The following is a 26,430-nucleotide window of genomic DNA, read 5'->3' on the forward strand; positions in this document are numbered from 1 at the left end:
GGACCCGGGTGCCCGTCGGGTCCGTGCCTGTCCAGATCACGATCGGCGCGCGCTGCCCGGGACCCGCCCACGGCGGAGGGGAAGACGCGAAGGAGGTCCCTTCCCATCCAGCTACTTCCTCCACCACGACACCGGTGTCCACCCCGCCGGGCGCCGGCACACCGCTCCAGTTGAAGCCCTGGAGATCTCCCTGATGGAGAAGGGCCGGGGGTTCGAACGCCCCCGCGAACACCAAGTGGTAAGCAGCCAGCACCTCCGGCTTTCCGATGTCCAGGCCCTGTGCGATCGCCTGGGCGATCACCCTTACCAGCTGGGCGTGATCCCACGGAGCCCACGGTGCGCCGTGCGGCAGGTGGAGGACCTGACGGCCGAGTTGCTCAACCTCCGCCGCCGGCAGACTGGCGAGATGACTGTGGGACCGGACATTCGCCCAGAACGCCCGTGCCGTGTCTGCCGGCCCCACCGGCACGGTCTGCCCGGTTCCGACCACGTCCGCCACATGGAACGCGGCTGCCTGGGAGAACCAGTCGAGGACCTGGTCCACGCTAGAGTGCGGCAGCACCTTGCCGAGGCTGGCGCCCGGCTCCGCGTCCCACCGCGCCCGGGCGAGCTCCAGCACGGCCATGTGGGCCTGTTGCGGCGTGCGTCCCTCCTTGAGTACCTGGGCATAGTGGGACCACAGGTCCATCCGGAACGGCGTGAACCGGCCCAGCGCCACATCACTGGCGCGCAGCTTCTCCAGCGCGCCGATCCCCTTCAGTACCCTCTCGTACAGGCCCCCCCGCACCCCGCGGGAATCCTCGATCTCGAGACCGAAGACCTCGCGCAACGCCCGCACGAGCCGCAGCATGGTCCTGAGGGTGGCTTCCTCAACCACCCCCGGTCCGGTGTGCAGTTCCGCCTCCCGCGCCAACCGGGCCAGTTCGTCGTCCGACGGCTCCGGACGGAATCTGACACGGCGCCCCCACGTCCCATCGCCAGCAACGGATGGGCCGAAGTAATCGTCGCCTATCCCGCTGGACATCGTGTGCGCGTCGGTCTCCATCCCGCTGGCGTTCGACGCGTGCTGACCCAGCGCGACAACTTCCAGCGGATCATCGACGTACGGCGGCGGCATGTTGCGCGGCTGCTTCTGTGTCGGGTCACCCGCCGAGCCTGCGGAGCAGACCTCCAGCACCAGGCGGTAGCCCAGTGCCCGGTACATCGCCACTTCGGGCAGTCCGCCGATGTAATCCCCGCCGTCCCGCGCCGACAGGTACCCTTTCCTGCCGCCAGCCAGGGGAAGCACCAGGCCGCCGTACACCCCGTGGGCCCTGTAGACCGCCTCCACCGCCTCCGCCGCCGAGTCGCGGGGAGCAATCTGCTCAGTGTGAAGTTCCACCGAGCGGTCTGCGCTGTGGAACCGCAGGAGTCTCCGCTTCTTGAAATACGAGCGCATGCGGTCCTCCCGCGACCGCACTTCGTCGTTCTGGTCCATCCGGCCGAACCACCCTCGCCCGTCGGCGAAAACGGGCCAGGTCATGATTTGGCTGTCCCTGAACGTGCTGCCATCCCGCACGTCAGTCCACTCACGGTCAACGAATGGTGGATCCGTCGGCCTCGCCCTTACCCATCCCCCGTAGGGCAGGAGAGCATCACGGTCTACCAACGCCGGGACATGCTCATCACGGCTCCCATTGCGCTGCAGGCGAGCAATAAGGGTGGGGCCCCACACCGTCCGCCCCAACCGGACAGCCACCGCCCTGATGAACTGCTGGTAACCGGCACCCACCAAGGAGCTCACCAGCACCACATGCACCTCTGGCGACAGCTTCGACAGCTCCGGATCCACCGCCAGCTTCTCCGCCAGCCCCTCCGCGGTCAGCACCTGACCGTCGAAAGTACGGACCACCCGGCCGTCGTCGCTATCGACCGGCACCAGATACGCGTCATCCGGCCACGGCGCACGCTCCTGCGCAGGCGTGGTCACCCTCTTGAGCCGTACACCCGGGCGGTCCTCGTAAACACGAGCCTGCCCCGTCAGCAGGCGACTGACCGGCTCGCTCGTCAGGTTACGCCCACGCACCACACCCGACACACCCCACAACAATGTCCTCGGCGCCAGGAGCGGGTCCGTCGGCTCGAGGGCATTCATCACCGCACCGGACTGCCCCGCGGTGGTCGGCGACGCGGGCATGTTTATTTTGCGTAGCTTCCAGAGCTCTTGGGGCGGCGTCAGGTCACCGGGGAGGGGATGGGCCGTGATGGTGAGTTCAGCCGACGGTGCTGACGCGGAGGCTGTGAGGCGCGCCGGGAAACTGTAGTTGGGTCGGCCGAATGACCGGAAGAAATCCTCAGGGAGTTGCCGTGTCTCCAGGCCCGAAGTCAGGAAGACCGCCGGCTCCCGGAGGGGCGAATAGTGCAGTTGCGGCGCCAGGTCCAGCAGTTCCAGGTATTCCTCGTCCGGTATGGCAACCCCGGACAACCGCGGCAGATGCAGCACCACCCTGCCAGCGGCATCGGTGTCGGTCCACAGGGCCCGGTAGTGACCCGCTTTCCAGCCGTCGGCCTTCCACGGCGAGTCGACGATGGCTCCGGCGACGTTCAGTGTGTCGAGTACCAGGCCGTGCGGCGCCGGAGTGCCGCTCCAGTTGTAGCCCAGGTAGTGGCCGTCCGGGCTGCGAAGGACAGACGCGTCCTCGAATGCGCCCTTTGTCGTCAAGTGGTAGGCAGCCAGCGCTGGTTGAACATCGAAGCGCAGGCCCGCCGCCGCAGCCTGTGCCGCCAGCGTCACGAACTCCTCGTGCCTACCCTGATCCCAGGGCTCCGTGTCGGCCATGTGGAGCACACCGCGCCCCACCCTCTCCTGGACATCTGGCGCCGTCGAATGGACGAGCCGAGCAGCATGGACCAACGCCCAGAACGCCCGCCCGGAGTCCCCCGGGCCGGGCGGCTGAGAGGCGGACCATGTCAAGATCTCCCGCACGCGAGCCTCCCCCAGGGCTGACATCTGGGCGAGGGCGTAGTGCAGGCCGGGATCCCCCGGCACGACCGCACTGAACTTGAGACCGGAGTCGTGCACTACCCCCTGTCGGGCCATGTCCAGAACACGCGCATAGTGACCCGGGCTCAGGGCGTTGCCGTTGGCCACCTGCACGGCGAGGGTCGTCCACAGTTCCATCCGGAAAGGTGTGAACCGGCGCAGCTTCTCATCATTGGCACGCATCGTCTCGATCGCGCCCATGCCCGCGAGCAATCGCTCGTATTGCCCACCCGGCACGCCCCGGTCTTGTTCGATGCCCTCGCCGAACGTCCGCCGCAGTGCCCTCAACAGCTTTCTGGTCACCCGCCGCGTCTCCTCCGACGCCGGCCCCGAACCGGAATGCAGATTCGCTGCGACAGCCAGAGCGTCGAGATCCTCACCCAACGGCTGCGGAAGAACCCTGACGGTGCGCCCCCGCAGACCATCCGCCGTGGCTTCGAGAACATGCGCGCTGGCCGACATGCCCTTGGCGCGGGTGTGTGCGATGACGGGTTTTTGGCTGTAGTCCGCCGTCCACTCAGCCAGCGAAAGCTCCTCCAGCGGATCATCCACCGGCGGCACCATGCGATTCCTCTGCTGAGGGCGCTTTGGATCACCGGCCACGTCGCTGTAGCACACCTCCAGGTACACCGAGTACCCGTCGGGCAGCTCCACCACTTCAGGCAACCCGGCGATAAACCTCCCACCCTGCTTCGCGTCCAGCCACCGCTTCCGGCCATCGGTGATCAGCGCCAGGCCACCCGGAGTCCCATGGCTGCTCCAGACGTAGACCGCTGGCAGCGGAGTCGTCGGCTCCACTCCGAGAGTCGCCATCGCCTCGCCGACGAACGTTCGGTGTGCGGTCACCCGTTTGTCGAAGAAATTGCGTATTAACGTTTCCCGCAACCGCAACTGATCGGCTATGGACTCGCTGCCGAAGCGCCGGCCCTGGTTGCTCACCAGCGGGAAGGAGTCCACTTCACTGTCCCGGAACGTGCTGTCATCCTGCACATCAGTCCACTCACGGTCGGCAAACGGCCCGTTCACCACCAGCTGATCGGACGGCACCCAGTCCCCGACCCGCATATTCTCATCGTCCGGATCCAGGTCGATCAGCGCCGGAAAATACGCGTCCAAGCCTTCGTCATACTCCAGACGCCCCTCACCACTGGGCGCAAACACCTCCCGCCCCAGCCGCGCCTTCACCACACGCTGCAGCTCCAGATCCCCCAACGCGGCTTCCGGAATCACCAGCACCACCGCCACATCCTTCGGCAGCTTCGCCAACTCCGGATCATGCGCCAGCTTCTCCGCAAACGCCTGGAAATCCAACGTCTCCCAGTCGCCGGATACGCCACGGCCCGCCAACTCCGCCGCGTACACGAACGCCGCATCGCCCCACGGCGCGTCACTCTCCGACACCAGTTCCAACGCGCCGTTAGCGTGGGTCTTGTACCGCCGCACCTTCCCGACCACCACGCGATGGGCCCGCTCCTCCGTCAGATCACGGCCCCGCACCACACCCGACTCATCACGCATCAAGGACGCCGACGAGAACGACGGGTCCGTCGCATCGGTGAGGGCCCCCGCCGTATCCGGCTGAGATCCGGTGGTCTGCGCGTGCGTCGGCGCGTCCGGTGCCGGCCCGTCCGCGTTGAACACGCCGGGTGCCGCTGAGGCCGTAGCCGAGACGCCGGGAGGCTCTGGCTGCTGCAGGCCGTTCCTCCACCACCGGCCCGGCGCCCCGGTACCCGGCTCCCCAAGGACCTGGATGGTGAGCGGGCCACCGAAAGAGGACGGAATCAGGTTGACGAGACCGCTGTAACTCCAGTTGACACGGCGGGTGCGATGGAAGAGCCACTCCGGCACCTGCGGTCCCGGGGCTCCGTGACCGGACGCCAGGAAAAGCACGGGGATATCCCGGGGCAACAAATGCAGCCGCCGGGCGAGCCACAGGAGTTCCTGGAACTCCCCGTCGGCCACCCGGGCGCCGGCCAGCCTGGGCAGATGCAGGACCCGGGTGCCCGTCGGGTCCGTGCCTGTCCAGATCACGATCGGCGCGCGCTGCCCGGGACCCGCCCACGGCGGAGGGGAAGACGCGAAGGAGATCCCTTCCCATCCAGCTACTTCCTCCACCACGACACCGGTGTCCACCCCGCCGGGCGCCGGCACACCGCTCCAGTTGAAGCCCTGGAGATCTCCCTGATGGAGAAGGGCCGGGGGTTCGAACGCCCCCGCGAACACCAAGTGGTAAGCAGCCAGCACCTCCGGCTTTCCGATGTCCAGGCCCTGTGCGATCGCCTGGGCGATCACCCTTACCAGCTGGGCGTGATCCCACGGAGCCCACGGTGCGCCGTGCGGCAGGTGGAGGACCTGACGGCCGAGTTGCTCAACCTCCGCCGCCGGCAGACTGGCGAGATGACTGTGGGACCGGACAAGCGCCCAGAACGCCCGTGCCGTGTCTGCCGGCCCCACCGGCACGGTCTGCCCGGTTCCGACCACGTCCGCCACATGGAACGCGGCTGCCTGGGAGAACCAGTCGAGGACCTGGACCACGCTAAAGTGCGGCAGCACCTTGCCGAGGCTGGCGCCCGGCTCCGCGTCCCACCGCGCCCGGGCGAGCTCCAGCACGGCCATGTGAGCCTGTTGCGGCGTGCGTCCCTCCTTGAGTACCTGGGCATAGTGGGACCACAGGTCCATCCGGAACGGCGTGAACCGGCCCAGCGCCACATCACTGGCGCGCAGCTTCTCCAGCGCGCCGATCCCCTTCAGTACCCTCTCGTACAGGCCCCCCCGCACCCCGCGGGAATCCTCGATCTCGAGACCGAAGACCCCGCGCAACGCCCGCACGAGCCGCAGCATGGTCCTGAGGGTGGCTTCCTCAACCACCCCCGGTCCGGTGTGCAGTTCCGCCTCCCGCGCCAACCAGGCCAGTCCGCCGACCGACGGCTCCGGACGGAATCTGACACGGCGCCCCCACGTCCCATCGCCAGCAACGGTCGAGACGAAGGAATCGTCGTACGACCCGTCGGACATCGTGTCCGCGTCGGTCTCCATCCCGCTGGCATTCGACGCGTGCTGACCCAGCGCGACAACTTCCAGCGGATCATCGACGTACGGCGGCGGCATGTTGCGCGGCTGCTTCTGTGTCGGGTCACCCGCCGAGCCTGCGTAGCAGACCTCCAGCACCAGGCGGTAGCCCAGTGCCCGGTACATCGCCACTTCGGGCAGTCCGCCGATGTAATCCCCGCCGTCCCGCGCCGACAGGTACCCTTTCCTGCCGCCAGCCAGGGGAAGCACCAGGCCGCCGTACACCCCGTGGGCCCTGTAGACCGCTACCGCCGGGTCGGGGGGATCGATCTGCTCAGTGCGAACGATCACCGAGGGGTCTGCGCTCAGGACATGCAGGAGTCTCCGCTTCTTGAAATACGGGCGCATGTCGTCCTCCCGCGACCGCACTTCGTCGTTCTGGTCCATCCGGCCGAACCACCCTCGCCCGTCGGCGAAAACGGGCCAGGTCATGATTTCGCTGTCCCTGAACGTGCTGCCATCCCGCACGTCAGTCCACTCACGGTCAACGAATGGTGGATCCGTCGGCCTCGCCCTTACCCATCCCCCGTAGGGCAGGAGAGCATCACGGTCTACCAACGCCGGGACATGCTCATCACGGCTCCCATTGCGCTGCAGGCGAGCAATAAGGGTGGGGCCCCACACCGTCCGCCCCAACCGGACAGCCACCGCCCTGATGAACTGCTGGTAACCGGCACCCACCAAGGAGCTCACCAGCACCACATGCACCTCTGGCGACAGCTTCGACAGCTCCGGATCCACCGCCAGCTTCTCCGCCAGCCCCTCCGCGGTCAGCACCTGACCGTCGAAAGTACGGACCACCCGGCCGTCGTCGCTCTCGACCGGCACCAGATACGCGTCATCCGGCCACGGCGCACGCTCCTGCGCAGGCGTGGTCACCCTCTTGAGCCGTACACCCGGGCGGTCCTCGTAAACACGAGCCAGCCCCGTCAGCAGGCGACTGACCGGCTCGCTCGTCAGGTTACGCCCACGCACCACACCCGACGCATCCCACAACAGGGTCTCCGGCGAAAACAACGGGTCCGTCGGCTCGAGGGAACCCATCACCGCACCGGACTGCCCCGCAGTGGTCAGCGGCGCGGGTGTCCCACCGAGCAGTCCGACCCGCTGCGACCGCTGCCCGCTACTGGGCGTGTCGGCGGCGGTCGTGCCGGAGACCGCTTGCGAGTGCGGGATGTACGCCACGACCGTGTCCGCTCCGGCGTCCGCCAGGCTGTCGCCCGGCACCAGGTACAGGCCCGACTCGCCCGACAGCAGCGTGTACGGCTGTGTGCTCCCCGGGCCCATCGCGTCCAGACGGCGCTCAAGCCCGTCCTTGTCAGCGGCCAGCCCGATCCACCCGGTGTCCCCGCGCAGGAAAGCGCCCGTCGGCCGGTGGACGAAGTCGTGTCCGTGCCCGACCCATCCCTCCGCGGAGAGCACGTCACCGGACGGCAGCTCGATCCAGCCCGCCCGGCCCACGGTATACGCGTCGGAACCGGTGCCCACACGGATATCCCCGCCGGCCGGCCGCACCTCGCCCACCGCCACCATGCCCGGGCCCCGGCCGACCTGACGCGGCTCCTCGACCCTCACCGAACTGCCGACCGGCCACCCCGCAGCAAACGGCTCAACATCAATGCCCGGGAACTCAGCCAGCAGACCACCCTGCCCCGTCAGGACGATCGCATCCGTCATCGCAGTATCAGCAACCCCTGCCTGACCGCCCGCATCGGACTCGTCATCAAAGGGGATCCGGTCATTCCAGAGATCCTCGGCCACCGCCTCCCAGGCAGCCTCAAGATCCAAGGGAGACAACGCGCCAAACCCCTCCGTCTGACCGGACGGAGACAGCGGCACCACACGCCGCTCCACCACCGACGGCAGGCCAGGACTCGCCGAGCTGACGACTGCCCCGTCCTGCGCCCCCCCGGCACCCCGTTGCTGCGAACCCAGATCCCCCAAGTCCCCCGGAGCCGCGGGGCCCGCGGACTCGACGCCCCTGGCATTGGGGCCCAGCGCTGTATCCGGCGACCCGGGAAGATGCGGCAACGGCGGACCCGCCGACGCTGCCCCCGCCCTCAACTCCCGCAACGTCTCCACGAGGCGCCCATGAACATCGGGATGAGGGATGAAATCGTCACTCTCGATCTGGCTGATGCTGGCCTGGGCCACATCGACCTTGTGGGCCAGCTCCGTCTGACTCAGCCCCACCCACTCCCGCGAGGCCCTCAACAACTTGCCGTACGTGTTCTCCTCAGGCGGTCCCTGCTCATGCGTCACCCCCGACTTGGCCTGCCGCGCCGGTCCGCGGACCACCCTCCGCACCCTCGCCCCCGACTGCCCCTCACGCTCCAACTCGTGCAGCGCCTTCACGAGGCGCTCATGAGTAACGGGTCTAGTTTTTTTCCGCTTGCCGGTCTCGATCCTGTGGATGTGGGTCGGGTCCACAACGGCCTTGCGGCCCAGCCGTGTCTTTGTCAGCCTCGCCCGCAGCCGCCGGGCCTTCAGCCACGCACCGAACCCCGGCCACTCCTCGGAAGGAAGCACCGCCAACCGCTCCACATCAGGATCGGTATACACCACAGCCGCAGACAAGCCATGCTCCCGCAACAACCACCCCACCTTCTTGGCATAGTCACGATCGACCCAGCCAGCACCACCAACCGCCAACAAGCGCAACGGCGTCACCGCCGGATCCCAGACACCGTCCAGGAACGACTGGTACAACTGGTCCACGACCTGCCCCGGCGACACCGTCCTCCCATCCAGCACAGGCCGCCGGTCCTCACCGGGCCGCAACGCCACAACAAGAAGCTCTCCCCCCCCAGGGCCCTCAGCAGCCAACACCTCAACAATCGCCAGCTGCGCCCCCTCACGCGCCTCCCCCAGCCAACGCACCGGCCCACCAGCGCCAGGCAACACCCCCAGCGGCACCCCCGCACCAACACCCCCATCCAGCTGCGACCGCTCCCCACCAGGTGCCGACTCCTGCTCCACCAACCACCGCCCAAGAGCCTGCGCCACCGACTCCTCGACAGAACCGGACTCTTCTCCGGCCCCCGGCTGCGAACCCGGAAGAACACCGACAACACCCGCCGGCGGGATCACGACCGCCTCGGCACCCCGCTCGCCCACATCCATGGGCGCCCAGCCGCCGGCGTCCCCGCTCTGACCGGACGGAGACAGCGGCACCACACCCCACTCCACCATCGACGGCAGGCCAGGACTCGCCGAGCTGATGACTGCCCCCTCCTGCGCCACCCCGGCACCCGGTTGCTGTGAAACCCGCGGGTCCACACCGGTCTCATCCCCCAAATCCTCCAGATCCTCCGGATCCCCCAAGTCCCCCGGAGCCGCGGGAACCGCGGGCTCGACGCCCCTGGCATTGGGGCCCAGCTGCAACGACGGACCCGCCGACGCTGCCCCCGCCCCCGACTGCCCCTCACGCTCCAACTCGTGCAGCGCCTTCGCGAGGAGAAAATGATCTCGGAGATCAGGTATGTACGCGCCCGCCTCGATCATTCTGAGGTTGGGTTGTAGCAAACCGGTCTTGTGGGCCAGCTGCATCTGAGTCAGCCCCAGCCGCTCCCGCCAGTCCTGCACCCACGTGCCGTACGTGTTCTCCTCAGGCGATCCCTGCCCCGGAGGGTCCAACCTCTTCATCGCATCCACGAGCGCCGATGCATATCGAGACCTAGGTTGTTCGATCGTGCCACTCTCGATCTTGCTGAGGTTAGACCTGGGCACATCGGCCGCGCTGGCCAGATCCGTCTGACTCAGCTTCATCCGCTCCCGCCAGGTCTTCACCCACTTGCCGCCGTCCGCGAACATCTCAGCCGGTCCCAGCTCAGCCGCCGTGCTGACCCTCGCCTTCGGCATGATCCACCTGGTGCCCGGCGTCACCCCCGACTCGGCCTGCTGCGCCCCCGACTGCCCCCCACCCTCCAACTGCTCAGCCGGTCCCAGCTCAGGCGTCACCCCCGACTCGGCCTGCTGCGCCCCCGACTGCCCCCCACCCTCCAACTCCTCAGCCGGTCCCAGCTCAGGCGTCACCCCCGACTCAGCCTGCTGCGCCCCCGCCCCCGGCTGCCCCGCACGCTCCAACTTCTGCAGCGCCCCCACGAGGAGCACACGAATACCGGGATCAGGTTCGACACCCCTCTCGATCTTGCGGAGGTAGGTCACGTCCACAACGGCCTCGCGGGCCAGCTGCACCTGAGTCAGCCCCGCCTGCTTCCGCCGGGCCTTCAACCACCCGCCGAACGTCCCAGCCGGTCCCGGCTCAGGCGCCAGTACCTCCACGAGGCGCAGATGAGTGTCGTAGATAGGTTTGTGCTTGCCCGCCACGAGCCTGACGACGTGGACCTTGTGCAGCTCGGCTTCGTCGGCCAGCCGATTCTGAAGCAGCCCCGCCCACGTCAGCCGGTCCTTCACCCAGTCGGCGTGCTCCTTCTTCCCAACTGATTTCCACTCAGGCGTCTTCAGCGCCTGCCCCGCACGCCTCAACTTCTCCAGCGCCTCCTGGAGGAGCCCACTAGTAGGGGTATCAGGTTCGACCTCACTCCCCTCGATCCTGCGGACGTAGCTCGCCTTCAAACCGGCCTCGGCGGCCACTTTCTCCAGGGTCAACGGCGCCATCTGCTCCCGCTCTTCCTTCAGCCGCGCACCGAACCCCGGCCGCCTCTCGGAAGGAAGCATCGCCAACCCCCCCACCACATCAGGATCGGCATACACCCCCCACGCAGACAAGCCACGCTCCCACAACAGCCACCCCACCTCCTTGGCATAGCGAGGATCGAACCAGCCACCACCACCAACCGCCAACCAGCGCAACGGCATCTTCGCCGGATCCCAGACACCCTCCGCGAACAACCGCTCCAACTGATCCACGACCCGCCCCGGCGACACCGTCTTCCCACCCAGCACAGGCCGCCGGTTCTCACCGGGCCGCAACGCCACTACCAGAAACTGCTCCTCCGTACCGCCCTCAGCAGCCAACTCCGCAACAGCCGCCTGCTGCGCCCCCTCATCCGCCTCCCCCAGCCAACGCACCGTCCCACCAGCACCAGGCAACACCCCCAGCGGCACCGGCGCCCCCTCATCCGCCTCCCTCAGCCAACGCACCGGCTCACCAGCGCCAGGCAACACCCCCAGCGGCACCCCCGCACCAACACCCCCATCCAGCTGCGACCGCTCCCCACCAGGTGCCGACTCCTGCTCCACCAACCACTGCCCAAGAGCCTCCGCCACCGACTCCTCGACAGAACGGGACTCTTCTCCGGCCCCCGGCTGCGAACCCGGAAGAACACCGACAACACCCGCCAGCGGGATCACGACCGCCTCGGCACCCCGCTCCGCGGCCTGCCCGACCGGCACCAGATACATCGACTCCGTATCCCGGTCCGGCACAAGCTGGTAATCCGCAGTCCCGTCAGCCGGGAATTCAGGCTGCTCCCACAGCGCCCCGTTGCCCACCAGGCCCAGCCACCCGCTGTCCCCCCGCAGGAAAGCACCACCCGGGTGATAGAAGTCATCACCGAACCTCACCCAGCCGGCCGACAGCACATCATCCCCGAAGGACTCCGCCCTGATCTCACCCGCACCACTGACCTGATACGTCACCGGCCCCGAACCGTACGGAGTCGTACGCACATACGTAAACCACTCCGACTCCACCGCCTTGCCCTTGGACACAGAACCGGCAACGGTCGCACGCACCCCCTCAGGCAACCGCTCCACAGGCATCTCATCCGGACGCTCACCAGGATGACGGCCGAAACGCGGCCCCCCCACAACCGCCTCACGACCAACCGGCCACCGCGCCCCGAACGGCTCCACACCAGTATCCGGCGACCCACCCGGCAGACCACCGACGGCGCTGGGACCGGCAGAGGTCTGATCAGCCGACGTGTCCGGCCACCCCGCAGCAAACGGCTCAACATCAATGCCCGGGAACTCAGCCAGCCTGCCGCCGCTCATCATCATCAGCGCGATGCGCTCGCCGCGAGCCCGGGCAGTCTCCTTCCGCTTCCACACATCGGGAAGCCGATCATGCAACCCCGCCACCGTGGCATCATCCACGGCCCGGTTCACCTTCCACCTCTTCAACTGCTGCACAACCGCCGCACGGACGTGTTGCAGCTCCTCCAACGGCAGACCGCCGTCCACCGGACGGCCGGAGGGAGCAGGCTGCACAGAGGACACGGAACGGACATCCCCGGACCGCTGCCGCTCCGCGCTGAGCGGACCGCCGATCGGCATCCCTTCCGCCAGCAGACCATGGGCCACGCCGGGCGCACCGGCGCCCGACAAGCCGCCAGACGAACCGGCCGACGACGGCCCGGCGAGGACAGGCACCTCGTAGGGCTCCAGACGGGCCGCGACCGACTGCTCGCCGAGCCACCATCCCCCGCCGTGTTCCTGGCCGAACCAGTCCCCCTCGTCCTCGGATACGCCCAGCGGCGGCTGCTCGCCCTCCGGATAGCGCAGCAGGCCGCGTACGCTCTCGGGCAGCTCGGCCACGAACTCGTCGTCGATCCCTACCAGACGACGCAGCGTCACACCGCGCACCAGCTGCCGTATGTCCGGGCGGGAGGCCAGGAACCGCATCCCGGCCTCCCACACCATCTGCGGTTGCGCATGCCGGGCAGCGACGCCGGCCGCCCCGGTCAGCCGCAGATCCCCGTTGCGGTTGTACAGGTCCCGCACCAGGCTGTGCACGAAACGCTGGGTGAAAAGCAGGGTCTCCGCACGCCCGGTAACCAGCAGCGGCTCGGAAGCAGGAACCTTCCAGCTCCCGTCAGTCCCAATACTCACTCCCGCAAGCCCCGGCAGATCCCGTACTTCGCGTACGCCGCCGTACCGCAGCAGCACATCGATCACCGCCGGAGGGAAGGTGCGCAACAACACCGAGTTCCGCCTGGCCCGACCCACCTCCGTCGCCACCCAGAAGTCGCGCAGCATGCCGGCGGCGCCGTACATGTCCTGTTGGGTCTTGCCGTACTGAGCACGTATCAGTTCACGGATCTCACGAACCGCAGGATGCCGCGGCACCATCAGAACCGCCGAGTTGGCGACCTGGTCACCCGCACGATGGACAGCGAAACCCGCCTCACTGTCCGCGACCGACCGGAAATCCTCCAGACTGGAGATCACGTTGTCCCCATCGCTGTACAGGCCCCCAAACCTGTCCGCGATCTCCCACCGCAGATTGTCACTGGCAGCCGCCCACCCCGGCCCCGTCTGCTTGGCCATCTCAGTGAGGTACTCCGCCTGCAACCCCATCGGCCAAGCGGAAGAAAACACCTCACCAACATTGACCAGACTGATCCCCGCATCCTGCGCCCACGCCGCCATCCGCTGCACCGCCAGCAACCGCGGATCCTCAGACCACCCCGTCAGCCCCAGGACCGCTTCGACAACCTCACGCGGCACATCGGTGAACACCACGAACAGCGCCTGGCCCTGGAACTGCTTGGCCGCGCTGCCGAACTTGCTCCAGAACCCCGCAGACGGCCCAGTATCCGAGAGTGGATCACCATGCCAGATGGAGGGCACCACCAACGGCACCCGGTGATGCTCCCCCTGATAGCTGTACATCCCCTCCGTGATATCCCACGTGGCCGGATCCATAAGACCCGGCTCCGGCGTCAGATCCAGCATGTTCATCAAATACAGAAAATGCACCCCGTGATCAGGGCCGAACCCGGAATAGTCATACGGCTGCCCCGTCACCGGATCCCGCAGAAAGTCCGGCGTTTCCGGCGGACTCAACACACCGAAAACATCCACGCCCACCGTCCGGTCCGCCACCACCTGCCCGATATCGGGAAGACGAACCGACGCGATCAGGTCATCCAACAGCTCACCAGAAGAGCTATAACCCGAATCATCAGCAGGTGTCCCACCGAGCAGTCCGACCCGCTGCGACCGCTGCCCGCTACTGGGCGTGTCGGCGGGAGCGTCCGTGACCGAGTCGTCGGCCGGGCGTACGGGAGGCGCGGGTGTGGGGGCGGGGGTGTGGGGCTGCGTGATGAGGGGGCGGTGCGGCGCGGCGGCCGGGTCGTTGGCGGGGACGGCCTGGCCGGTGTCCCCGTTTGCTGCTTCGTGGTCGGCCCAGGACGCCGACGGTGGCTTCGGTGCCCACCGGCGGTGGAGGGCGTCGATGAAGTCCTGCCGGAAGTCGTTCCTGATGCGCTCGTGCCGGGCCTCGTCGACACGGTGGCCGGCGGCGAGGTGGTCGAACGATCCGGCGGCGGCGGACAGCGCCCGGGCGGCCTCGGCCTCGAACACGAAGTGCTCCGGCAGCAGGCGGGCCTCGTGGCCCAGCCGAGCGTCCCACTCCCACATGGCGCCCGTCAGTGCGGTGGGGCTGGTGGCGGACATGTCGAAGACGGTGTCGAACGTGTTCAGGACCCGCTGGTCCCACTCGGACCTGGCCCGGGCCGCGTCCGGCTCGGACAGCTCCTGGCCGGGGTGATCGCTCTGCCAGGCGGCCAGCCGCTCCTCGAACGCCGCGCCGGCCGACCGCAGCGCCCCCTCACGCGCGTGGTGCCGCAGGATCCAGGCGTGGATCTGGTCCTTGGCCGTCAGCCGGCCGTGGGCGTTCTTCCAGTCCTGCACCCGTGTCAGGAGCGGGCCTTCTCCGCCGAGGACGGTCCGATCGAACTGGTCGTTGATCGCGGCGGTGATGCCCTGCTGAAGCCCGCGCAGCACGCGCCCGGACACCTCGTGCGGGACGTCGAACCGGCGCCGGAACGCCTCACTGGTGGGCGGCGCGCTCTGCCACGACTTCGTGGCCGCCTCGACGTCGTCCAGCACGCCTCGGATCGCGGTCTCCCGCGCGGCCTGACGCGCCAGCTTCGCCGGCAGGGCCGCCACCACCTGGTCGTAGCGCGTACGCCACTGCGGCAGCAGCTCCTGGGGCGCGGCGGGCAGGCGCTCGGGGGAGTCCGTCGACCCGAACACCTCGGTGAACGCGGCGTCCAGGTCGTGGCGGGCGGAGGCCAGTACCGCTTCCCGCCCGGGCTGCGAGACCTCCGCGTTCTCGGCGTCGAGCGCCGTCAGCAAGGCACGGCTGTCCTGGTCGAGGGCGTCCCGGTAGGAGCCGCGGGCCAGCCTGCCGAGCTCGGACGCCAGGCGGGACTGCTCCCAGAGGTATCCCGCCCTCAGGTCGAGGGCGTCCCACAGGGGGCCGGTGAGGTAGGTCAGCTCGTTCCCCGCCTCCCGGACCCGCTCGTTCAGGGTTTCGGCGATGTCGGAGCCGGCCGGGAACGTCTTGGCGACCGCATGGTCCAACTGCTGCTCGAACCGGGCCGCCGCGTGGTCGTGCACCGCTGCGGCGATCTCCGGGGTCACCTGGAACGGCGCCGTCGGCTGCGGGGTGTCCCACCGGTCCAGCCAGGCCTGGAACCGGTCTTCGAACGCCGCCCGGCCCCGGGCCATCGCCACCTGGCGAACCGCTTCCCGGGCGAAGGTGTCCCCGGTCGCGGCGGTGTCACTGCCGACCGGGCGCTGGTGGTCCTCCCACGCCTGCTCCCGGGTCCGGTGCAACTGCTGGGCATCGAGCCCGTGGCCGGTGGCCGCCGCCCACGCGTCGAAGGCACCGTCGAACTCCGCCCGCGCGGCGGCCCGCTGCTCCTCCCGCCGGGTCGCTTCCTCGGCCTGCTCCAGCCGCTGCCCGTACTCGGTGTGCAGCTGCTCCTGGTCCGCCTGCCACGCCGGACGGCGCCAGTCGTTCTCCGCGGCGTACGAGGGGGCGTCGACGAACCGGCCGGCGGCTTCCTGTGCGTGTGCCGCCTCGCGCGCCTGGACGTACGCGTTGCGCGCCGCGTCGATCTGGTCCGCGGTCCACCGGGCCATCTCGGGCGACGTCAACGGGACCTGCTGCGGCGGCCGGCCGGCCAGCAGTCCGCGGAAGTCCTCGGACATGCCGTGCCGGGCCCGGGCGGTCTGCGTCAGGGCGGCGGCACGCTCGTCGTACTCCCGCTGCGCGTCCCGGAACGCCGACGGCCCCTGCTCGGTCAGCCGCTGCCGCAACGGCTGGACGATCGCCGCCTTCTCGTCCGCGTACCAGGACGTCAGCTGCGGGTCCCAGCGGCCGTCCGGCTGCCACGGGCTTGCCTCCAGATGCTCCTGGAACGCGCGCAGCGCGCCGACCGTTCGCGCCGCCCGCGCCTGAAGCCCCTCGGCCGCCTGCCGCAGTTGCTCTTCCAGGCGGCCCTGTTCGGCCGCCGGGTCCTGTGCCGAGCCCAGCGCCGCCCAGTCGGCGGTGTAGCGCTCCCGCAGCTCATCCAGCCGGTTCCGGTACCACCGGTGGGTCTCGGGGTCCCAGGTCGCGCGGCCCATGACCAGGTCCTGCGGACCCGACGGCCCCCTCGTCTGCAACGCCCGGTGGAACGAGGATTCGGCGGCTGCCCAGTCGAAGCGGGCCCGGGCGAACTCCTGCCGGAACCGCTCCACCACTTCGGGCGGCGCCTGGAGCGTTGCCTGAAGGTCACCGGCCGAGGCGGTGGTGGCCGGGCCCGCTGCCGCCACCACGGCCTGGTGGAAGTCGTCCCTCAGCTGGGCGACCTGGGCGGAACCGCTGAACACGTAGGGCCGCAGAACGGGCGACAGGGACGACTCGACCTGCTCGTCGAAGAGCCTTCGGGTGCTCTGGTGCGCGGCCAGGTCCGCGTCCGCCTGGCGCAGCCGCTCCTCCAGCTGCTCGTGCGGTTGCCCGCCCAGCGGGACCTGCCGACCGTCGGCCGACGGTGCGGTCCGGGCGTCCGCGTACCACTCGCGGATGGGGCCGACCTGCTGCGCCGCGTCGAAGTTCCGCAGGCGCGGGAAAGCCTCCAGGTGGGTCTGGAACTCGTGGTAGGCCTCGTCGCGGGCTTCCAGCCCGTCCCGCAGCGTGTCCAGCTCCGCCGCCGCCCGCTCGTCGGCCGCCGCCCGGGCCTGCGAGACGTGCGGGGTGGTCTGCTGCGGTGCGTGCGGGGCGCTCTCCTGCGCGGCGGACGTGGCGGACCGCTGCGGCTGCTCCCGCACCGTCTCGTGGGGTGCGGCCTGCGCGGGGTGCCGCGCGGGCAGTTGCGCCATCTGCTGCTGCCCGCCGGTGGCGGTGGCGGTCTCCTCCGGCATGTGCTCGCCGGAGGTGGGGGCGGTCTCGTTCGCGGTGTGCTCGTCCGCCGGCGAGAAACGGAACGGGTCCCGGTTGATGTCGAGCTGCGGGTAGCGCAGGGTCCAGGTCGGACGGCTCCGCCAGTCCTGGTACGCCGCCTCGTGGGCCTGTGCGTCGTCGCGCAGGGCCTGCCACCGGTCGCGGGTCTGCTCGACCAGCTCCGCCCGGATCCGGGCGGCCTCCTCCGGCGTACGTCCCTCCCGCGCCTCGCTCCAGGCGTTGCTGAAGTCGCTCCGCAGCTCGGCCACGCCATGCTCGTAGGACTGCCTGGCCTGCGCCGAGTCGAGCCCGTGCGGATCGAGCCCGACCGTCCGCTGGAGATCCTCCAGCGGGGACTGCCTGCCCGCCAGGTCCCCGAAGGTGTCCCGCATCTGCGCACGCCACGCCGCGGCCTCTGCGGCCGCCTGCTGCCGTATCCGCTGCTGGTACGGCGACTGCTGCTCGAACTCCTCCCACCGCTCGCGCAGCCCGTTGCCGAACGCGTCGCCGCCGGCTTTCTCCGACTCCAGCCACGTGTCCAGGTCGCGACGCGCGGGACCGAAGTACTCGTGGTACTGCTTTCCGGTTTCGCTCCGGTAGCCGTCGGCCAGCTTGTCGAACGTCTCGTCCTCCATGGCGAAACGCCTGGCGGCCCGGCCGGTGAGCTCGTGCACGCCGGACGTCATGTCGTGCAGCCGCCCGGCGGCGTTCCGCAGCGCCTGCTCGGCTCCCTGCTCGAACGCCACCCGGTCCGGCGCCGACTCCAGCGCCGGCTCGTACACCCGCCGCCTGAACTCCTCCTGACGCACCGCCAGCTCGTGTTCCGGCCAGGCACCCTCGTCGGGCCAGCCGACCAGCTCGCGGTAGCCGTCGGTGAGTTCCTCCCGCACCCCCTCACGCGCCCGGTCCGCCGCCGCCTCGTCCCCGGGCAGGTCCCGCAGCCGGGCATCGGCTCGCCGTAGCCACCCCTGCAGACCGGCCTGGTTCTCGAACCGCGCCCGCAGCTGGCCCTGCATCGCGGCGTCGGCCTCGCGCAGCCTTTCGGTGTACGCCACCCACTGCTCGCTCGGGATGTCCTTCGGCGCGCGGCCCTCGAGTTCACCGCGGGCCCGGTCCCGCACGCCGTCCTGGTACTGGTCCAGCACCTTCGTGCCGTCGACACGGTCGAATTCGTCCGGGTGCGCCGTACCCTGCCGCCAGTGCGGCTTGAACGCGTTGACGATCCGCTCGGCCTGCGTCCGCAGGCTCACCTCCGCGGCCTCGGCCCGCAGCCGCCCGTGCCAGCGGTCGAACACGTCGTCCGCCAGGCGCTCGAACCGCGGGCGGCCGGCACGCCACTCGTCCTCCGGAAGGCGGCGTACCTCCGGCCCGTCGGGCCCCGGCAGCCGCTGCGTGGACTTCTCGAAGTCCCGGGCGAACTCCTCGCGCAGCTCCTCCAGCCGCTCCCGGCTCGTGCCGGTGAGCCGTCCCACGAAGTCGAAGCCGTTCGCGGCGTGCTCCTCCGCCTCCAGCCGCGCCCGCAACCCGCCGGTCAGCTCGCTGATCCCCTGCCCGGACCGCTGATGGATCCCGTCCCAGTCGGACGGCTCGATCCGGCCGTCGTCGGTCCGCTGGACACCCTCGGCCGCCTCGTAGACCTCGTTCGCGGCCGCCTCGGCGAAATCCGACCGCACCCTGGCCTCGTCGGCCGGCGTCAGCCCCGACGGCCGGTCGGGCGCCGTGTCGAAGGCGTGCTCCGCCGACATCCGGGCACTGTCCGCCGCCGCCGCGAGTTCGAACTCGTCGTGCAGGCCGCCCACCAGGACGTCGAACCGCTGCGCGAATTCCGATGGTGCGATGTCGCCGCGCTGCAACTCCTCCAGGTCCGCCTGCCACCGCTTGTTGAACCGGGTCTCCACCCGCTCCCGCCACGTCGGACCGCCCCGGCCGGCCCGTGCGTGCTCGTGCACCAGTCCGTTCGCGAGGGTGTCCACCGACAAGTCGTGCTCGATACCGTCCAGCCGGGACGACAGCTGCTCCTTGACCCGGTCCACGCCGGGGAGTGCCGCGGTGCCCCCTTCGAGGTCCCCGTCGGCGCCGCGCGGCCGGCTCTCGTGCAACGCCGTCCGGTAGGCGTCCGTCACCGTGCCCACCAGCTCGTCCGGCACGCCCAGCCCCCGCGCCCACCCCTCCGGGCCGGCGTCCTGTGCCTGGCGGATCATTCCCCGCGCCACTTCGTCCAGGGACAGATTGTGGTCGAGGCCTGTGAGGCGGTCCGAGAGCTGCTCGATCAACTGCTGCTCGTGGGGGATTCCGCCGCTGCCGGACACCGGCCGCCCTTCGGCGTCGCCCGCCCGGTCCGGGCCGGTCCCGCGCACCGCGGCCCGATAACCGTCGGCCACCGGCCCGACGAGTTCCTCGGGCACGAGCTGCCGTGCCCAGGCCTGCGGATCCGGCCGCCCCGCGCCCGGCACACCATGGATGTTCTCGCCCCGTACGTAATCCACCTGGGCGCCGTTGAGGGCGTCATCGGCCTTCTGCTGCTGCCGGAACTTCTGGTCCTCCCGCGACAGCCGGCCCTTGAGGGTGCGTGTGGTCTCCTCGTGCGCCGCCTTGAACCCGTCGACGCGCACCTGATCGCCCGGAGAGAACGCATACGCCCGGTTGCGCGGCCCGGGCGGCGGCGGCTCCTCACCGCCCGCCACATCGTGGGGGGCCTGCGAACCTTCTGCGTGGCCCTTCTCGACGCGGCCGTGTTCAGCGTGAACGGGGCGAGGAGCCTCGCCCTCGGCCGAGTGATCTGCATCAAGGACGGAATCGCGGCGCTCGAAGGGAAGACCGGCATCCCCCGAGTGGGCGGATCCGGGGTTCGCCGTGGACCCGGCATCGCGCGGCTGTCCGCCCTCGGGCTCCGAGGGACGCACCGGCGGCCGGGGGGCCGGAGCGGGCACCCCAGGTGCTCCCCCCGTGGCCGTGGCTCCCCTGGACGCCCCGGCTGGCGGCTGCGGAGTGGTGACGCTCTCGGTGGCCGGCCGTGGTGTCGCCGCCGGCTCACGTCCCGGCGCCTGGACGACCGGCCCGGCCGGCTGCCGCTGCGCCGGCTCGGAACCGAGGGGCGCCTGCCCACGCGGGAGCTGCGACTCGTGCGGCGGCTGCGCCACGGGCGACTCGCCGCCCCGCATGCCACCGGTGGTCGGCTCGACCATGCCCCGGCCCGTCGGCGCGGCCCCGGTGTACGGGGCGGCCAGGGGCTGCTGGGCAGACGGTTCCTCAGTGCCGGTCCGGTCGGCACCGACACGGGGTTCCGTCCCGTCACCGGAGACATGTCCGGGCGCCGGTGCAGCGGGTGCCTGTCCATGCCCGGGCTGCGGTGCCTGCACCGCGTGTTCGGGCTCGGGCACCGGACCAGGCACAGACTCCTGCCCCGCAGGCTCGGATACGTCCCGAGGACCCTGCGGGCCCTCGACATGCCCGGTCGGCTGAACACTCTCACCACCAGGCGCCACAACGGTCTCCGGGCCCGACTGAGACTCCACCGGAGCCCACTCATGCGCGGAGCCCGACCCCACCGGAGCCTCTTGCCCAGCCTCCGACCCCGACCCCGACCCCGACCCCGCCGGAGTCTCTTGCCCAGCCTCGGACTCCGACCCCACCAAAGCCGACCCATGTCCGGCCTCGGGCTGCGACTGCTCCGGCACCACCTCGTGGCCCGCACCAGCGGGCGCCCGCTCATCCGTCGGCATCGGCGCGGCCGGCGCCGACGAGTGCTCCGACCCCACCGGAGCCGACTCACGCCCCGCCACGGCGAAGTCCCCGGTGCCGTGCGGCGCGGCTCCGGTGGCCCGCGGGTCGGCGGGAGCCTCGGTCAGGGGGAGTTCCTGGACGTGGCCGAGCGGCTCCGTGACAACGGTCCGGGGCGCCTCGGGGGTCTGCGACCGGGCCACGTCCCTCACCCAGTCGCCTACCGAACGACGGGGGGAGCGAACGCCGTCGAGGTCATGTTTGTGCAACGCTTCCTCGGTGAGGCGGCCGCCCGTGTCACCCGACGGCCCGAGACGCTCCGTCGGCACCTGTCCCGGGACGCCCGGGACCTCGTGGGCCGGCGTTCCGCCCTGCGCGGACGGGTCCGCGACGCCGAAGCGCTCGGTACTCCCCTGCCTCTCGAAGCCCGGCAGTCCTTGCGGCCGGACCAGGGAGCCGGTGGAGCCGGCGTTCCCTCGTGGGGCGCCGGGAAGCTCCCCTGCCCTGAACCCGTCCCAGCGGCCCGGCAGGATCAGCGGCGCGTCTCCCGCCCCGATGCCCGAGACCGTGACATCGTCGTTGAACGGCCCGCTGCCCGCGTCGGACACGTCGTCATACGGGCGGCGTTCCTCGCCACTCCCGGTGCCCCGGACCGGCCCACCACCGGCACCCTCTTCACCCGGGTGGGAGATGGTGCGCGGAGTACCGCCCTCGCCCGCGAACCCGGTGAGGTCCGTGTGACCACCACGGTCCGGATAAACGGCTTTCCCCATCAACTCGAACGGGGGCTGCGGTGCCTCGTGCCCGGGCTGGACGCCGTCCCCGAACAGCGGCACCTTGTACGGACGTCCGCCGGGGTACGCCGGCAGCTCGTCACCCACGCCGGGGTACGCCGGCAGCTCGTCACCCCCCTCCCGGGGCGTACCGCCGTAGCCCCCCTCGGTGTCCTTGGCGCCGGGGCGTGCGCCCGCCCCGGCGCCGGCCCCCTCCGCTCCTGCACCCTTCAGACCCGGTGTTCCGTCGCCCAGCCCCGGCTTTTCGGCGCCCATCCCCGGAACCTCGATGTCAGCGTCGCCCCGCGCCCCGGCGCCGCCCTTCCCGCCGCGCACCGCCGGAATGTGCCCGATCGCACCGCCCACGGCCCCGGCCAGCGCACCGAGCCCCGGCTCGCCGTCGATCCCGAACGCCAGGTCGGTGAGCTCCATGCCCAGCGCGCCGGCCGCCGCGCCGACGCCCATCTTGCCCGCCAGGGACGCCAGGAGCCCCGGCGCCACCGCACCGGCACCCGTGAACATCAGCCCGGCCACAGCACCGTTGATGGCACCCGCGCCCAACGCCATCTTGGTGGCGTCGAAGTCCCAGCTGCTCCGGTGCGCCTCACCGGCCTGGCCCATCTGGAACAGCTGGGCGATCGCGTCCATCAACCCGGCCATGGCCACGTTGACCGCCACCGCCGCCAGCAGCCGCGTCAGGATCATCCTGATCGCCGCGGTGCCCGCCGCCACGATGCCCGGCACCGCCTCCGGCGCCCACCACGCCAGGAAAGCGATCTGCCCCGCCATCCAGACCAGCATCTCCAAGATCATGATCTTGGAGTACTGGACCTGGAGCCCCATCTTCTTCAGCATGTCCGCGAGCTGATCACCCGCTGTGGCCAGCCCCGGCAGATCCTCTACCAGCAGCTTCTTCAGGTACGCCTCGAACGCGTCCTCCGCCGGCCCCGAAAGTCCCCCCCGCACCTCCTCGAGCGCCGCCTGGAGCTCCGGCAGCAGCTCCCGTACCGCCTTCGCGAAGTCCCGGTGAGCCGTGTCCAGTTCCCACAGCTTGTCCTCGTCGCCCTCCGGCCACCCACCACCGGCGAGTTTGGCAACCCACTGCAGCCCGGACGGCATATTGATGCTCATGAGTCAGCGACCACCACAGACAGGACTTGACGGGGGAAGAAAGAAGGCCGGGGATGTTGAGCGGCGACCGCACGACGCCGACGCGGCACGGTGCCGTGCCGGCGAGCGGTGCGCGCGGCTGTTGTCGAAGCCTCAGGCGCCCATGCCGGTACCCATGTCCGCCGCGGTGTCGGTCGCCTGCTGCTCGACCTGCTCGTAGACCTTCACCATGTCCTGCACACGTTCCACGGAATCCTTGAGAACCTTCGCTCCCTGCACCGCGGCGTCGATGGCCTTCTCGTGCGGGTCCCAGTACTTCTCGCGGAACGTCTTGCCGGCCTTGTCGTCGCCCCAGCACTCACCCAACTCGTTGGAGCGGTCGACGAGATCACGCCCCGCCTTGTCCAGACTGCGCCAGATGCCCTCGAGAGTATGGAGCGCTTTCTTGATCTGATCCGTGTCTACCCGGACGATGTCGCCCGAGGACGGCTGCTGCTGCTCACTCACCGCGGCCATTCCTCTCCGTCTCCCCGTACCCGTGGTCCACGTAGTCCTTCACGGCCTCGGGCATGGGGAGTTCCTCCGGCAGGAACGCTCGGGGGTCGAACTTGCCCTCCAGCAGGTCAGCGAGGGGCACTCCTCCGGGCATCACCGCGGTCACCGCCTCGGTCACCTTTTTGAGCGCCTGGGCGCGGGCCTTGTCAACGGTGGCCTGGATCACCCTGGCCAGATCCTTGGGCGCCATGTTCCGGTAAGCCCCGGTGGGGAAGTCCAGTTCCGTGATCTGGCCCTGGGCCCCCACCGTCACCCGCACCACCTGGCGGGGTGCCGTCGCCGTCGCCGTCACCGCGTTGATCTGCTGACGTGACTCGAACGCCTGATCGCGCTTCTTGCTGTAGTCCGCCAGCAGCTCCTCGATCTGCTGATCGTAAGGAGACGACATCCCGGCCCTCCCGGACAACACGTGGAAACGATGCTTCGGAAGGTCAAGTCAACCGGCTGATGGGCGCACCCACACGGTCACGGGCGGATGATGGACCTCCTGTACAGCGGGCTCTGCCTTCGTATCCGCATCCGCCCCAGGCAGGTGCGCGCTGCGCCGCCGGACGAGTCCCCCGCTACAGCAGGCCGCCCGTGTCCACGGTCGTCGTCCCGCCGGCCGTCCCGCGGGCCGTCGTCGGCGGTTTCCGAGCGCCGGAGCCGCCGGGCGCGTCCGGGGCCGCCAAGGCGCCCGGCGCGCCGTTCAGCATGCCGTCCACGGAGCCGTACCAGCTGTTCTCTCCCTCCATCCGGGCCGCGGCCTCGACCGCCTCGCGCAACGCGCCGGACTCGACCGTCATGCTGACCGGTCCCGAGGCGTTCAGATAGATCAGATGCCCCTCGGGAAGCTGGTCGAGAAGCTCGGGGACCTTCATCGGCTTGGACGACAGGCGTCCCGCCGCGTGCAGATGGTCGGGGGATGTGAACACCGGGATGATGGGCGTCTCGTCGTCCGGCGCGACCGCGGACAGCAGCCCCCCGCCCGGCGCGACGAACACCGCCACCTCCGCGGTGGCCAGTGTGTGGGTCACCGTCTCCGCCGGTCCGTAGCCGGTGGCGGCGAGTTGCACCGCCTCGTCGACCGGGTCGGTCGGGTCGGGCCAGCCCATCGCCCTGGGAGAGGGCTGGTACTCCTCGTTGTCCTGCCACTCGACGATGTCGCCGTCGAGATCCGACCGCCACTGGCCGACGAGGGCCCAGTTCGGCGGCGTTCCCTCACCCGACCAGGCCGGGTCGATCAGGCCGAGCCAGTGATCGGGGGCCTGCCGAGCCGCCTCGCGGATGTGGTCCGGGACCGGCGGGATGTCGTTCCCCTCGGCCTCTGGCTGCTGCGCCTGGGGGACGGCCAGCCCGGCGCCGGCCCCGGAGGGCGCCACGGCCTGCTGCGACACCGGAACGGTGGGAATGACCGGCCCGTCCTGGCCGCCCGCCGCGTCCTTCCCGTTCGACTTGGTGCTCATCGTTTCCGTCTCTTTCGTCGCTCGTTGCTTTCAGCGTGCGCCTGAACCGCCCGCGCGTCCGCCCCGGCCGGGACGTCAGCCGAACACGCCCGAGCTCTGTCCGGCGCCGCCCCAGACGTCTTCCTCCTGGCGCAGCAGATCGGCGACGCTCGTCTTGCCGTCCTGGTCCCGCTTCTTGTCCTTGTCCTTGCCCGCGTCCGCGTCCGCTTCGTCGGTGGCGGAGCGCCGACGGCGGGCGGCTTCGGCAGGTTCCTCGGGCTCGTCGATCGCGCACGACAGCTCAGCCGCCATGCCGCCGCCCGACGCCTTCGGCCGCCAGGCCGGTCGGGCCGGCTCGGCGGAAGCCTGGTCGGCGGTGACTGCCCGGCCGATGGCATACGCACCGGCCATGACGGAGGTGGCGGTGGCCGCCTCCTGCCGGGCCGCCTCGGTGCCGGTGTCCGTCTCCTGCCCGTGCCCCCCGAGCAGGGGGAACAGTGAACCGGTCGAGACGTCCCAAGTCGTCGGGTCGTCCGCCGCGGGTGCCTCGGTGGCCGAGACCTGCTGGACGGACTCCTGGCGGGCGGTTTGCTGTTCACCCCGCGCCTGGGGCTCCACAGCCCCAGCCGCCGGTGCCTGGTACGCGGTCGCAGCCTGGGGCACGGGCGCCACGGCCCCGGTGTGCGCGGGAAGCTGCGTCCCATACGCCGGAGGGGCTGCCTCGGCCGCGGGGTGGACGCCCGCCGGGTCGGCGGCGGCATGCGGCTGTGCGGTGGCCGCCGGGCCCGTCGGCGGCTGAGCGTTGGCCGCCGCACCCGCCTGCGGCTGAGCGGTGGCCGCCGGCTGCGGCACGTCCCACGCCGACTGCGAAAGGCCGTGGGACGGCTCGGCACCCGACGCGCCGGGCTGCCCGGCCAGCCATTCGGGGTCACCCCACTGCGCTGCCGGGGTACCTTCGGTCCGCCCGGCCCGTTCGCCGCGCTCGCCGCTTCTGCTGGTTCCGGTACCGCCCTCGGACGCCCCGGACCCCAGGAACGGCATCACCGCCGGGAATCCCGCGGCGGGCTGCTCGGCCTGCGATGCGTGCGGCTGCTCCTGACCCGGCTCCTCCACCGACGACGGCCATGCCGAGGTGGCCGCGGGTTGGCCGACGCCGTCACCGTGGCGCAGGTACGCGTCACCGGACGACGTACCGTTCGGCGCCCCGATGACCGGCTCGTCCGTCGCCGGGGTGTCCGCCCACGGCTCGCCCGTGGTGAACAGCAGGCCGGACGCGTCGGAACGCTCCTGCTCGCGTTCGCCGCCCGCCGCCCCGGCACCCATACCGCCCATCGGCATCATGGGCATCATGGGCATCATGGGCATCATCGGCGTACCACCGGCACTCTCGGCGGTCTCCGGCGACGGCCCGCCGGCCACCAGGTGCTCTCCACCGTCACCCGGCAGGTCCAGCCCAGGCCCACCGGCCTGGGCACCACCGAAGACATCACCCGTGGACTCCCCGACATCCGCCGTGTGAGCCCAGGGACCGGTGTCGCCGCCCAGCAGACCGGACGCGTCGGACGGCGCGCCCTCCTGACCGCCCGCACCGCCACCGGCACCCATGCCCCCCATACCGCCCATCGGCATCAT

4 protein-coding genes and 1 pseudogene are annotated in these 26,430 nt (G+C 70.4%); all 5 read right to left on the minus strand.

All coding sequences use genetic code 11. The features are described 5' to 3' along the window. The coding region (locus AC07AZ_RS26715; RefSeq protein ID WP_478852027.1) for a lonely Cys domain-containing protein at nucleotides 1-22,840 on the minus strand (22,840 nt) is incomplete at its 3' end. Nucleotides 22,841-22,972: 132 nt separating this feature from the next. Beyond that, on the minus strand, nucleotides 22,973-23,326 hold the full coding sequence (locus tag AC07AZ_RS26720) for a hypothetical protein (protein ID WP_478852029.1): 354 nt from the start codon (nucleotides 23,324-23,326) through the stop codon (nucleotides 22,973-22,975). Further along, nucleotides 23,319-23,762: a YbaB/EbfC family nucleoid-associated protein gene (locus tag AC07AZ_RS26725; RefSeq protein ID WP_266649529.1), complete on the minus strand. Its 444-nt coding sequence runs from the start codon at nucleotides 23,760-23,762 to the stop codon at nucleotides 23,319-23,321. The genes AC07AZ_RS26720 and AC07AZ_RS26725 overlap by 8 nt, the downstream gene beginning before the upstream one ends. Nucleotides 23,763-23,937: 175 nt before the next feature. Next, nucleotides 23,938-24,819, minus strand: coding sequence for a type VII secretion system-associated protein (locus tag AC07AZ_RS26730; RefSeq protein WP_478852031.1), 882 nt, complete (start codon nucleotides 24,817-24,819; stop codon nucleotides 23,938-23,940). Between the two features lie 75 nt (nucleotides 24,820-24,894). Beyond that, nucleotides 24,895-26,430 (minus strand): annotated as a pseudogene (locus AC07AZ_RS26735) (hypothetical protein); the annotation flags it as partial.

The organism is Streptomyces sp. NPDC043878, from assembly GCF_056435735.1.